The sequence below is a fragment of the Halomonas jincaotanensis genome (genome assembly GCF_018448785.1).
In the GTDB taxonomy this organism is placed as follows: domain Bacteria; phylum Pseudomonadota; class Gammaproteobacteria; order Pseudomonadales; family Halomonadaceae; genus Halomonas; species Halomonas jincaotanensis.
This window is the reverse complement of the sequence record NZ_JAHCLU010000011.1, coordinates 85,662-98,893: the sequence shown is the minus strand read 5'-3', so window position 1 is coordinate 98,893 and position 13,232 is coordinate 85,662. Positions and strand designations below refer to the sequence as shown.

General features: G+C 55.6%; 12 protein-coding genes. 7 read left to right on the top strand and 5 right to left on the bottom strand.

The window, feature by feature from the left end; all coding sequences use genetic code 11:
* Positions 1-540 precede the first annotated feature (540 nt).
* Positions 541-2,334, bottom strand: a complete 1,794-nt coding sequence (locus KG088_RS11495) for an acyltransferase family protein (protein WP_213825666.1) — start codon at positions 2,332-2,334, stop codon at positions 541-543.
* Positions 2,335-3,420: 1,086 nt separating this feature from the next.
* On the opposite strand from KG088_RS11495, the gene KG088_RS11490 reads away from it, so the two are divergent.
* The 6 genes from KG088_RS11490 (at position 3,421) to KG088_RS11465 (ending at position 7,972) form a co-directional block, all read left to right on the top strand.
* Complete coding sequence (locus KG088_RS11490) at positions 3,421-4,125, top strand: LuxR C-terminal-related transcriptional regulator (RefSeq protein ID WP_213825665.1); 705 nt, start codon at positions 3,421-3,423, stop codon at positions 4,123-4,125.
* Positions 4,101-4,661: a CsgE family curli-type amyloid fiber assembly protein gene (locus KG088_RS11485; RefSeq protein WP_213825664.1), complete on the top strand. Its 561-nt coding sequence runs from the start codon at positions 4,101-4,103 to the stop codon at positions 4,659-4,661. The genes KG088_RS11490 and KG088_RS11485 overlap by 25 nt, the downstream gene beginning before the upstream one ends.
* Positions 4,662-4,681: 20 nt before the next feature.
* The gene (locus KG088_RS11480; protein WP_250148215.1) at positions 4,682-5,107 is read left to right on the top strand and encodes a curli assembly protein CsgF; all 426 of its coding nucleotides are present in this window, start codon (positions 4,682-4,684) and stop codon (positions 5,105-5,107) included.
* A 53-nt stretch (positions 5,108-5,160) separates the two neighbouring features.
* On the top strand, positions 5,161-5,997 hold the full coding sequence (locus KG088_RS11475; RefSeq protein WP_213825663.1) for a CsgG/HfaB family protein: 837 nt from the start codon (positions 5,161-5,163) through the stop codon (positions 5,995-5,997).
* 298 nt (positions 5,998-6,295) lie between these two features.
* Positions 6,296-6,838, top strand: coding sequence for a hypothetical protein (locus tag KG088_RS11470; RefSeq protein WP_213825662.1), 543 nt, complete (start codon positions 6,296-6,298; stop codon positions 6,836-6,838).
* Between the two features lie 120 nt (positions 6,839-6,958).
* Entirely contained in the window at positions 6,959-7,972 is a 1,014-nt protein-coding gene (locus KG088_RS11465) for a hypothetical protein (protein WP_213825661.1), read from the top strand.
* Between the two features lie 111 nt (positions 7,973-8,083).
* Here the strand turns inward: KG088_RS11465 and KG088_RS11460 are convergent, their stop codons facing one another.
* Positions 8,084-8,440 (bottom strand): hypothetical protein, encoded by a 357-nt coding sequence (locus KG088_RS11460; protein WP_213825660.1) that lies wholly within the window; start codon positions 8,438-8,440, stop codon positions 8,084-8,086.
* 206 nt (positions 8,441-8,646) lie between these two features.
* On the opposite strand from KG088_RS11460, the gene galE reads away from it, so the two are divergent.
* Positions 8,647-9,657, top strand: coding sequence for a UDP-glucose 4-epimerase GalE (gene galE / locus KG088_RS11455; protein WP_213825659.1), 1,011 nt, complete (start codon positions 8,647-8,649; stop codon positions 9,655-9,657).
* 93 nt (positions 9,658-9,750) lie between these two features.
* Here galE and KG088_RS11450 read toward each other — a convergent pair whose 3' ends face one another.
* The 3 genes from KG088_RS11450 to KG088_RS11440 all read right to left on the bottom strand — a co-directional run bounded on the left by KG088_RS11450 (position 9,751) and on the right by KG088_RS11440 (position 13,096).
* Positions 9,751-10,911 carry a polysaccharide pyruvyl transferase family protein gene (locus KG088_RS11450; protein WP_213825658.1) on the bottom strand — a complete coding sequence of 387 codons (1,161 nt, stop codon included), beginning with the start codon at positions 10,909-10,911 and terminating at the stop codon, positions 9,751-9,753.
* A gap of 216 nt (positions 10,912-11,127) precedes the next feature.
* Entirely contained in the window at positions 11,128-12,450 is a 1,323-nt protein-coding gene (locus tag KG088_RS11445) for a sensor histidine kinase (RefSeq protein WP_250148214.1), read from the bottom strand.
* Positions 12,431-13,096, bottom strand: coding sequence for a response regulator transcription factor (locus KG088_RS11440; protein WP_213825656.1), 666 nt, complete (start codon positions 13,094-13,096; stop codon positions 12,431-12,433). Before KG088_RS11440 ends, KG088_RS11445 begins: the two co-directional genes overlap by 20 nt.
* Positions 13,097-13,232 lie beyond the last annotated feature (136 nt).

Genomic DNA, 13,232 nt, shown 5'->3' with positions numbered 1-13,232 from the left:
CCGATGAAAGAGCACTGATAAAAAACGGACAATCTAAAGTGATGAAATCCGGACAGCCTTCATTGGCGTTGACACCCCGGTATGACTCGGGGGTGAAAGTCCCCTGCACGCCCGGCAAGGGGAAGTGCTAGCCGAAGGCAAGGGTGTCTCCCGCGAGGGGGAATCTGAAGGCAGCCCGAGGCAAAACGCTGGCTCGACGGGGGCGCCTAGTCGAACAGGAAGCGGATACGAGGCATCATGGTGGGGTGAGATGGCCCAACTCATCAAAGCCCTATGCTTGTACGGAACACCATGACGTAAATCCGACAGGCTTAAGCGGGAAGGTTGCGCGTCTTACCCTAATGGAATGCCCGCTGACGTACCTCGGGGGAATACGGGGGAATATCGCTTCGCAGGGTTCATGGATCCATCCTCTAAGGTATGGGGCCTCCGGGAATCCCGGTACGGTTCAACACAGCAGGTGCTGCGGTTATTCTATGAATCCAGGATTCAGGGAACACATATCCAGGCTCAGCTCAGGGGATGAATCCCACACCGGGCCTACTCCAGCGAAAGCTCAAAGGCATCGTCGATTACCTTGGCACCGGACAATGTCAGGTGATGAGCGTCAAAATAGAGGGGTTTTCCCGACGCATCGGTCACGGAGCACTCCTCTTTGCAGAGATAATCCGCCGTTTCATAGTAAAAGAAATTTAGTGCATCTATTCTTTCGACCAGATCAAAACTTTTTTTATTCTCTTCTACATATTCCTCAATAGTTTTCCTGGGGATGGGTCTGCCCGATTCCTTTTGGTGCCACAGAGCTTCGGGTATATGACTATCATAGGAAGGCACGGGCATGATGAGTGAGACAATGATGTTCTTCTCACCCGCATCTTTCACCAAATTCTCCATGGGAACCTGTTCCAGTCCATCGGCATCATAATGAAGCACAATTTCACTTACGTCTCTCTCGATAGCTTCATTGAGGACCGCTTCGATTGAAGGCCCCCCAGGCATTAGTGGATTGTTGGGCACCATAAAGTATACCTTTTTTCCATAATCCTCGGCCACCTCCACAAACTCCGTTTTAATGGAATCCGCATGACTGTTGCCAACCAGCATGACGGCATCACCGTGTTCCATATCCCTGTCGCCTGACAATTCGCAGCTTATGGAAAGCGGATTCAATAATCTAAAGATTTTCCCACAACGATAAGTGGCCCTATCCTCCCAGGCGTTGAAGATGGCTCGCTCGCTCGAATCATACCTGAACCGTTCTGAAGCGTGTGCAGTAAGGGAAAGCAGCAGTGTTGCCAGCATGGTAGCAGGCAAGACTTTTTTTACGTTCACATTCTGGCTTGGTTTTTCTACACCATGATAGAGCGCGAGTGATAGCACGGCGATAAGCCCGCACAGGATAAGCGTATCCTGGAAGCTGCCAGTACTCATCACCGTCCCCGAGAACGGCTCATAGAGATACAGGACGATCACGGGGAAATGCGCCAGGTAGATAGAGTAGGAATATTTTCCGAGCAAGGTTAACGAGTCGCCAGCCCATGAAGCCTGGAGGCGAACCGGGAGACCGAAGCTCATCACCGCAGTCGTTGCCAAGCACACAATCAACGCAGCTATACCCGGATGACCGCTTATGACGCTTTGTGCTTGGCCGTCTACAGGCATGAAGGGGATGGCGGCAAGTACAATAATAGCAACCCCGCCCATCCAGGACTTGTTGGTATATTTCACATTGCCGTTTAGAGTGAGAAATGTTGCTGCCCCATACCCCAACAAGAATTCCCACAGCCTCAGCGGCACCATGAAGAATGATGTCTTCGGCGATATGGTCGTCATGACAAAACATAATGAGGCAGACCCCACAAGAATCAGAAAGTAGGAAAATCTGATTTTCTTGAATACATAGAAAAGCAAGGGAACCAACAGATAGTACTGAATTTCCACCCCCAGGGACCAGAGATGGAGCAAGGGGGCAAACTCCCTGGTGCCGAAATATGAATTCTGCATCCAGAAACCAAGGTTTGACGCGAAGAAGGTAGCAAATAAAGACTGCTCCACCACCTGATCCAGCTCGGTGGGAAGTGTGATAAATATGGCTAAAAGCAAGCTCGCCAATATAGTGACAAAATAGGCAGGAAGGAGCCTTTTGGCACGCCTACGGAAAAATTCTTTCGCCTTGCCCTCCTGATAGAGTACCGCCATCAGGAATCCACTTATTACAAAAAATACATCTACGCCGAGAAAACCGCTCTGCATGGAGGCGATTTGCAAATGGTAAAGGACAACAAATAAGACCGATATTCCTCTAACCATCTGTATATCTTTTCGAAATTTCATGATGAAGTTCACTCCGGTGGCGCACCCGCGAAGAGAGAGAGTTTACAAAGACCATAAAATAATTTACAAAACAAAACAACACAATATTATCATTATAAGACTTCCGATTATTATTTCATCATTATTCATGGGGAGTCGGGTGATATGGCTGGTATGGTACTTATGATCTTTGTGATCAGAAGACTGTCAGACTTAATGCTTATTTATTGCGAATTCCGGGCTTTCGGCCAATTTTAAGCATCTATTTCACTAAAACCGGTGAACGGTTTTCTCCTCCTGCACTATGTAGTGACACCGCGTTGGGCGCGATAGTGGCCGGTCGTGACGATCCGTGCAAGTAACACGAGTTCATTGACATGTTTCCCAACGACGCGGTCTGCGCTGCATGGTTGGAATAACTCCCCTGGCCCAATGGCCTCGTCTGCATAAAGTGCGGGTTTGCAGCGGTGCCGTGGCGGCGTTCGCGAGGGCGCCTTGTGCGTTCGTCCTGTTGCTATCAGAGGACAGTGACTGCGGCATCCATCCTGGACAAGACGCGAACGACTCTCCGGCACGGTTGAACCCGATGAGACACTTGTCGGCGGCGTGGGACGAAAGCGCGAGTGATTCATGGCTACGACTGGTGACCACCAGATGTAGGGGTGGAGGAGCAAACTGATCCTACCCAGTAGCAGGGGAGGCGGGCGCGACAACGGTCCCAGGCGGCGTTTGATGCACGGATCGGCGATCAGGCATTACTGCAGCTGGTACAGCCGCTCGGTGTCGATGGCCCGGTGGGTACAAAAGTGAGCCGCCGCGTGGCGGGTAAGCCGTATGAGTGACGGTTTGCCACTAATTTGTGCTGCCTATCGCTGAATATTATTCATATTAGAATACCATAAAATTGAATATGATTCATTGATAAATGTTAAGCATATGTTTTAAAAAGGATTACTAAAGTGTTAGAATTCTAGTTCTTTGGATGACCATAAAATACAATAGGTAACATATATTTACATAAATGAAGCTTCGTACCATACTTCCCTCCGACTGCCATGAAGAAAAACCGCGAACAATGGTTAGAGCATGATCATACGGGAGAAAAGCATGGATCTAAGGAAAGGGAGTGTGGTGATTGTGTCGGAGCACAACCCACAATTGAGCCTCTTCATCGATTTCATCAAGAACAACATCAACTGTGCTGTGTCGCAGCTCTCACCGAAAGACAGCGCAGCGAGCCTTCCAGACGATGCGGTCATCGTGATCATGGATGCGGGTTATCTGGACGAAAGCCATATGCTGATATGGCAGGAAATGCTCGCCGAATATGACGATATGTGTCTTGTGGCTCTCAACATGCAAGATGAAGCACATGCGGCAAAATTGCTGACCTTCATGCATCTTTCGGGGGTCTTCTACCGTCATGACTCTCTCGAGTTGATCTGCAAAGGCATCGACAAGCTTCTGGAAGGACACCTCTGGATGTCCAGGACGCTAATGACACACCTTATAGAGTTTTTCAGGAAACAGTCGCTGAACTCCTATCGTCCCGCTTGCGGTCTTACGCAGAGAGAGTTGGAAATCATCGGGTTACTAGGCTCTGGTGCGTCAAATATGCAGATCGCCGACGGACTTTTTGTCAGCGAACATACGGTAAAGTCGCACTTGTACAATATCTTCAAGAAGATCGATGTCCACAATAGAACTCAAGCGGTCAATTGGGCAAGGCAGAATCTTGGCGCTCCACCTCCGCTACAGAAATTGAACAATCGCAGGAGAGTAAAGGAATGCAACCTCGAATCCATTCGGTAGAGACTTTTGCACTGCTCTGCATTCTCACGATACCCCTGGCTATTGCTACCAGCGCATATGCCCAGGTCGAGTTGGACCCAGGGGGCTTGATTCAGGAGCAGGAACCCATCGTCGAGGAGGAGAGCATTGTCGAGGAGGAACAGGAAGGGATCGTGGAGAAGCCCGGACAAGCAGAAGAGGAACTGGACCGACAGTTCAGCCTGGGTGAGCCCGGAATTCAGGGTGTGCTTATCGACCGCACCGTTACCATGACCGGGAAGACATTTTTCAGGCAGTTCGGCAAATTGAGCCTGGAGCATCCGGTAATAAGAGAAGCCAATCTCGCAATTTACGAGAGGCCCTCCGCCAGATGGGGAAGCCAGATCTGGATAATGCTTGATAACAAAGTGATATTCGAAGCCACCATGCCACCGAGGCTCAGTGACATTGACCAGTATGTCAAAGTCGCCATCGAGCAAGTTGAGGAGATGGTTATCAGGGAAACCATTCTTCAGGCGCTTGATAATGATCCGGACCTGGCTGACCAAGAAATCTAGCTCGTTAGAGGAGAATAACGATGAAGGCTAAATACATTGCATCCGTAGCACTGGCGACAGGCATGACGTTCACGGCGGGCCTCGCTTACTCAGGTGAGCTGATCTACAAGCCCATCAATCCTTCCTTCGGTGGAGACCCGCTAGTCGGCAACTACCTGCTGAACAAGGCTCAGTCACAGGATGACAATACCGACCCAGATGCCCCCGATTTCGGCAACTTTTCCGAGACGGACCTGTTTCTCCAGGACTTGAGGGCCGGACTGGTGGAAGATGCGATTCAGGATGCTGTGGACGGTGAGCCCGGACGCACCAGCCTGATCGAAAGTTCAAACCTGAGAATAAGAATTCGTAGCCTGGGCGGGGGTGGCTTTGTGATGAACATCCTGGATCGCACCTCAGGTGAACAGACAACGATAAATCTCGGACAGCCTTCGGGACAGTTCTGACGTGGCGCTGATGAGCTGAGACGAAAAAATACAAAGGAACAGGGAGCAGAAACATGAAATTGATCACGACTCTAATGGCAGCGGGGTTACTGACCTTGAGCGGCTGTGCCAGCGTGGTGACCTCCTATGATCACCTGGAGGGGGAGCCAGCCACCTTGACGCCTCGAACAGACACCTACAGGGATCTGGTCCGGCTGCCGAGGCCCAGTGCCCCGATACGGGCGGCCGTGTACGACTTCCGCGATCAGACCGGGCAGTATCGCCCATCACCTGCCAGTACCTTCTCGACCGCCGTTACCCAGGGTGGGGCGGCGATGTTGAGTTCGGCATTGGCGGAGTCAGGGTGGTTCGTCCCCCTTGAACGGGTGGGGCTGCAGAACCTGCTGACCGAGCGGCGTATCATCAGGGCCAATCTGGAGCGTGTGGGTAGAGAGGGCGAGCTGTCGTCGCTGAACGCCGCACGACTACTCCTTGAAGGCGGCATCATCGCCTACGATTCCAACATGAAGACGGGGGGGATAGGCGCCGAATATTTTGGTATTGGCGCCTCAGGAGAATATCAGGTCGATCAGGTGACGATTAATCTGCGCGCAGTGGATATTGCCACGGGCGAAGTGCTGGGCAACGTGACCACCAGCAAGACGATTTACTCCCATGAGGTGCGGGCCGGGGTCTATCGCTTTATCAGTTTCCAGCGCCTGCTTGAAGCCGAGGCTGGCTATACCCACAACGAGCCCGTGCAGATGGCCGTCATGTCGGCCATCGAATCAGCCGTCATTCATTTGGTTACCCAAGGCGTCGACAGGGGGCTATGGTCGCTGGAAAATCCGGAGGATATCGAACACGAAGTGTTCACTGCCTATCGTGATGCTCCTATCCCAATGCTTTGATCCGACACGCGTAACCACTAGTTCATGCCGGCCCTCTGGGCCGGCTTTTTTTTGGTCATCGTACCTGGCCGTGGCTTTTTCCTGCCGAAGGGAGCGGTCCGGTGTACCGGTACTTAGGTCCCTGCGGCTTGGTCATCTAATGCTAAGACTTTCCGACTCTGGCTAATTAACCAAGTCATGAGTCTGGGGGCCGAGGTGCTGAGTTTGCTGATGGTGAAGATTCATAGAAACATTTGATTGCTGTGTGTGTCCTGTTTGTAAATACTTGTAACAAGCTTAACGAGCAGGAATCACCCCGATGCAAACCTCGATGAACACGAAGACCCCGATCCAGGCCAGGACTTCAATGAAGGCCTTGCAGCCATTTGTACACCTTGCATGCGTGGCGATGCTGGGGTTCTCGGCAACAGCCTCCGCTCTCGATCTTCATCAGGCATCCGAGCTCGCTCAGGGAAATGCGGCGTATTCTTTCGGCAATGTTGCGGTAACCGATCAACACGGAAATCGCCAGGATAGCACCATCCGGCAGTCTGGCATGAACAATGACTCACTGGTCATGCAGGACGGCGTCGGTAACCGTGCGTTGAGCGTACAAAGCGGCTCTGGTCATGGCGCCAGGATTCTTCAGTCGGGAGGTTATCTCGAGGGTTCCATCGTCCAGTATGGCCAGGGACACGAGGCCAATCTCCTGCAGCAGGGATACGGGAAGGAAGCCAACATTATTCAGGGTGGCGTCCGCGGTAGGGTGGATGTCATGCAACTGAATGCCTCACGTGGGACGCCTGTTGAAGTCACACAGTTCTCGCGTGGAAAGGCAGCAATTCAGGTGATCCAGCACTGATGTTTCATCATGGGTTACCTGATTCAGTGAGGCCGTCTTGGTGACAAGCGGCTTCATAAATCGACCTGGTAACTGCCAACAACGACTGCTATGCCAGGGCAACATGTAAGGGGAACTATCATGAAATTCAAGATGACTCTGCTGGCTGCTGCTGTTGCCATGTCTAGTGGCTATGCCATCGCAAACGACAACAGCGACGCCACCGTCGACCAATCCGGTTGGGGTAACGATGCACAGATTGACCAGCAGTCTGGCTATGGCAATCAGGATGCCAGCGTAACCCAGATCGGTATCCGCAATGAGGCAGATGTTGAGCAGGCCGGCCGCGGCCAGGACGCTACCCACTTCCAGCGCGGTTGGGGTAACGAGACTGAAAGCTACCAGACTGGCCGCGGTCACGATCTCAACGTAACCCAGTTCGGGGCTTACAACAGCTCCGAAGTCGACCAGCGGGGCAGCCGCAACGACGCCGATGTCCAGCAGTACGGCTGGGGCAACGAATCCTACGTTAAACAGCGTGGCACCGGTCAGGACGCTAACGTGCTGCAGACCAACGCGTCGAACGAGTCCGACGTCGACCAAAGCGGTTACCAACAGACTGCCAATGTTAGCCAGACCGGTTCCTACAACTTGTCCTCTGTGGACCAGAGCAACGGCTCGGGCTGGTTCGGTGGCTACAACAATGCCGATGTCTCCCAGTCGGGTCTCTTCGGAGTCTCCAGGGTCGAGCAGGAAGGCTTCGCCAACAATGCTCAGGTTGATCAGGGCGGCGCCCGCAACAATGCCAAGATCACCCAGCAGGGCGTCAAGAACTACTCCGATATCAGCCAGAGCGGCATCGCTGATATGGCCCAGACCGAACAGGAAGGCATCTTTAACAAGTCGCTCGTGGAACAGAGCGGCTACGACAATGATGCGGATATCCGCCAGTATGGCTTCGCCAACTCCTCATCTGTGAGCCAGTCCGGCGCCTTTGGCACGGCCTATGTTTATCAGAAGGGGATGTTCAACAGCTCAGCCATTGCCCAGTCTGGCGGCTTTGCCAACACCGCCGATCATATCCAGACGGGCGTAGCCAACTCTGCCAGCACCACTCAGCGCGGCAGCTTCAACACCGCTTCGGTCGTTCAGTAAACGCGCCTTGCCTGGCGCAGTACCTAAACCGGCCTCTTCGGAGGCCGGTTTTTTTTTGGAGGTTTTTGCTCTTGTCCTTCCTTAGGCGACGGGCTCTATCCGCTGCACCGGCTATTGGACCGATAGCCGCACCCGGCTGCCCTGGCCGGTGACTCGGGAGCTGCTGCGATTGCCGCCCTTGTGCACTTCGATGAAGAGGTTCCCCTCGCTGTTTTGGGTGAGTTCCAGGTCGATACCCTCTCCCTGGAACGTCAGCCGGGTAGGCACTGAACCATCCAGCTGACGATGCTGGGTATCACCACCTGCATGAATGGTGACGTTGCCGTTGAAACGCGTGCCCTCCTTCCCGGTGATATCGAGTTGGATCATGTCGTCTCCGTGTTCGCTGTGAAGTCGGTCGGTCCCCATGGCATGAGAATGTGGCGCCATCGCCAGGGTAGCCAGGGTCAGCCAGGTGGTGAGCTTCATCGTTGCGTCCTCAGGATGCGCCGGATATGTGTCAGTACTTTATAACGGGTATCGGCGTCCGGGCCTCAATGAGGATCCTGCTACTGGACAATGAGAAGCCCCGGTGCACCGATTCGAAAGCGGTATTGAGGTAAGTTATATGGGTGATTTGGCATCGTTTTGTTACACTTGATTATTATATGTAATCTCACGAGAGGCAAGCCATCATGATCGTTCTGGTAACAGGCGGGGCCGGCTACATCGGCTCGCATACGGTGCTGACCCTGCTGGAGGCGGGGCACGAGGTAGTCGTGCTGGACAACCTGGTCAACGCTTCACGGGAATCCCTGCGGCGCGTCGAGGAACTGGCCGGGCGTCGGCTGACCTTCATCGAGGGGGATATTCTCGACCGTCAGTGCATGGATGACCTGCTGGCCGAGCACTCGCCGGAGGCGGTGATCCACTTTGCCGGCCTGAAGGCTGTCGGGGAGAGCGTCGAACAGCCGCTGGCCTACTACAAGAACAACGTGGCCGGCACGGTGACGCTGTGCCAGGCGATGCAGGCGGCGGGGGTGCGCCGGTTGGTATTCAGCTCATCGGCCACCGTCTACGGGCCCGATGCGCCCATGCCGTGCCACGAGTCGCTGCCGCGTGGCGTGTCCAGCAGCCCCTACGGGGTCTCCAAGGCCATGGTGGAGCAGGTGCTGGAGGATCTGTGCCGCGCCGATAGCCGCTGGTCGGTGGCCCTGCTGCGATACTTTAATCCCATCGGTGCACACCCGAGCGGTCGGATCGGAGAGGACCCCCAGGGGTTTCCCAACAACCTGATGCCGTTCATCGCCCAGGTAGCCGTGGGGCGGCGCGAGCGGCTCTCCATCTTCGGCAACGACTATCCCACTGCGGATGGCACCTGCGAGCGCGACTACCTGCACGTGATGGACCTGGCAGAGGGGCATGTAAAGGCCCTGACGAGCTTGTCGCGGCCGGGGGCCCACGCCTACAACCTGGGGACCGGGCAGGGGGTGTCGGTGTTGCAGATGGTCGAGCGCTTCGAGCAGGTCACCGGGCAGCCCGTGCCGTTTCACTATGCGCCGCGGCGCGCGGGGGACGTGGCGGCGATCTGGGCCGACCCCGGCAAGGCGCGCGAGGAACTGGACTGGCAGGCCCGGCGCGGCCTCGACGACATGCTGGCCGACACCTGGCATTGGCAGCAGCATAACCCGCACGGGTATGCGTAGGTGTTGGTGCTTCGCCGAGCGAATGGCGCCGTCAGGCGCCCGGCGGGGCGAGTGAGCGTGTGTCGGCTGCCCGCCCATCCAGGCAGGGAGTGGTTACCCGAGTATCCGGATATTGTCACTCGCCCTGTGCTCCAGACGTTGTGCACCGGCCCGTAGCCGCTTGCGAAGCACCTCGCCTTCTTGGAGGTAGGTATTTGCCAGCCTCACGATTGCCTCAAGTTGCGCTTCGATGCGAAAAGGATCGAACCTTGCCAGGGGCAGGTCGGCCTGCCTGAGGAAGGCCGTCATCTTGGGCGTATGTTCCGTCCAGGCGATCACGGGGGTGCCGCCGCGATGGGCAAACACACTGGGATGCCACCGCGCGCCGATGTAGGCCGTGGCATGCCCAAGCACATCGATCGTAGCCTGCAAAGTGTCGTCGGTACCGATCAGCGGCAGCCCGAGTTCTCGCGATACCGGCGTCATGAGGCGCAAGTCCTTGTGGGAGGAGGCCGTCAACACCACCTGCCCGATTTCCTGTCGAAATCGCTTGCACAGCCGCATGAAATCGGGAATCGGATCGTGTCCGGGGCGCACTCCACGGAAGAACACCGACCCTCCGCCAACACACACATAGGGCCGCTCGGGATCGAAATGTTCGAGATGCGGACCGCTCCAATCCGCTAGCGGTTGAGGAGAGTAGATATAGGCGGCATCCGCCCCCACATGCCCCGCTATACCGGGGCAGGCGCTTGCTGAATCCGGTTCGCGGAACACGATGTCATCAAGGCAGGGGTAGACATTGGCCGCGATTTCTACCAGTACCGGGTCGTTCATCACAATGCTGTGATTGACGATGGCCGTGGGCTTGCCCAGATAGCGTTTGGCCAGATAGGCGATGAAGTAGATCATCCGGCTCTGTCGCGTACAATCGAAGATGCACCCCTCGCCGTTGATCAGCACAGCATCACAGTCGTTCAGCGCCCGGTAGATCCACGCAAACCACTCCCCGTCCATGACTCGCGCCGCGCATGCGTCGAAGGCGTTCCAGCTCACTGGGGCGATATCGGGCAGCTCCTGGTCGGCGCACCCCTCCGATGTCGAGTGCCTTGCCTCGAGCGTATCGTCGGGTTGCGGGAGTCCGAGACGGTACTGATACAGGGTGGATGCCACCGAGCCACCCGCCTCTTGAATCAGCTCCCGCAGCGCCCTGGAGGTGGCGATCGCTCCCAGGTTGGGGTCGTCAGACGTATCGTTGACTAGGCAAACGTCCATTTTTTTACTCTCCTCATCGAATCGCCCAGGCTTCATCGACATGAATCCGCCTGACGCGGGTCCGAGTGCCGCATCGCTTTTCAGAGGCCAACGGCGTGGCAGCGGGGGCGTGATGACTCGCGAACTTTCCAGACGGTTTCCATCAATACCTGATGCTGACCATTATGACGGGAGAAGCTGAATCCCAGCTGAAAAAGCCGGGATCCAGAGGGATTATCAGGCGATGGGAATGGCAATATTCACTCTCAAGCCATCAAGTTTTCCAGTATCGAACGCTACTTGTCCCCCATACCGTGTGACGAGCTGTCTCAGGATTGATAACCCCAGGCCGTATCCGGGGTGGCGCTCGTCGAGGCGCCTGCCACGCTGGCCGAGGTGTGGCAGTTCGTCCTCCGCGACCCCGGGACCATCATCCTCGACGGTGATCCTCAATGCCTTGTCGAGGGAGATAGTACAGTTCACTTGGCGGCTCGCCCACTTGCCCGCATTGTCCAGGACGATCCCCAGCATCTCGGAAAGGTCCTGTGACTCGATCGGTACCCGATTACTCTTCACCGTCGGCAAGGTTAAACAGAACCACTTTTCCGGATAGAGGCCTCGAAACATCTCCAGCAGCCGTCCACAGTCCTGATCCAGTTGTGACATGCGCCCCGCATTGGGGCCGGCGATTCGTGTACGCCGAAGTTCCGCGTCAAGCTGGGCGTGCATCGCCTCCAGTCGTTGCACCAGTTTCCTGCGCCGCTCATCATCGATGGGGCGCGTCCCCCTCAGTACCTGGATGACCGCCGTCAGGGGTGTCTTGAGCGCATGAGACAGGTTTGCCGTGGATTCGCGGGAGCGCCGCAGCCGATCGTCGATCTCGTCGATCAGCCGGTTGAGCTGGTTGACCAGGCTGTCCAGCTCGGAGGGTACATCCAGAGAGAGTCGATCTCTCTTGCCCGATTGAAGTTGAACCAGCTGGTCGCGGAGTCGCGATAGCGGAACCAGTCCAAGATTGACCGCCAGCAGGTTCAGGATCACCAGAAGCAACATCAGGCCAGCGGCGATCACGGATACCCACCAGTGTCGCTTGAACAGCCCCGCTTCCACATGAGAAAAGTCATCCGCCACCAGCAATACGCCAGTTTCTCCGTTCAGCATGAATGGCTGGCGGTAAACGAGAAGGTGATACTCATCATCCCTGACCTCCACCAGTGCCTCTTGCTCCTCCTCGAGCAGGGAAGCCAGAGCATCCTGCCAACGGCCTTCCGAGGCGATGATGGTGTCTCCGAGGCGAAGAACGTAAAGATGATGAAAGATCAGATAGATCTGGCTGGATGATGTCATCAGTGCCGGCGCGGAAAGCCAGTCCTTCTGTAACTGATCGATGGCATGGTTCGCTTCACTTCGCAGGCGTTCTCTCAGGAAATCACGTGCCAGGTCATTGTGTAATCTATCATGGAACAACCAGCTGGCTCCCGCCGCCAGCGCAGCGAAGCCGATCAGCCAGACCAGCAGACGGATGCGCAAGCTGCGCCGGTCAACGCGTAATAAAGACATAACCCTGCCCACGACGTGTATGGATCATCGATTTGCCAAGGTGGCGCCGCAGACGACCGATATATACCTCCACCAGGTTAGGCGCCGCGGCGTCCTGATCAAGCGTGTAGAGGTGGTTGAGCAAATGTTCCTTCGAAATCACGCGGTTGGGGTGATGCATCAGATAGCGAAGCAGGCGGAACTCCGTTGCCGTCAAGGACTGCCAGGGACCGCCGTCGAGTCTGACACATTGATTGTCTTCATCCAGAGACACACCGTTGAGCGTTAGCATCTTAGACATATTGCCCGAGCGACGACGCAATAGTGCCTTGATTCGGGCGAGCAGCTCCGCCTCATGAAACGGCTTGGTCAGATAATCATCGGCGCCGGATTCCAGACCCATGACCTTGTCTTCCCAGGTGTCCCGCGCCGTCAGGATCAGAACCGGAAGATCCACCCCTTTCTGGCGCCACTCGGCGAGCAAGCCAAGGCTGGAACCGTCCGGCAAGCCGAGATCCAGAATCGCCAGGAGGTAATCTTCACTAGCCATGAAGCGCCTGGCCACTTCCAGCGACGTGGACAGGTCGATCTGGTAACCGCTGTCCTTCAGGCTCTCGGACAAGCTCTCAGCGAGCAGGCCATCGTCTTCGAGCAGCAACAGCCTCATGTGTCAGTGTGATCCTTGGCGTTTTATGTTATCGAACATGCCTGCCCCATGACGTCATGGACATTACACCATACCGCACGAACCTGAATCGAATCTGAACCCATGAACACACGCGGAGCCGCCCGAGCGGCTCCTC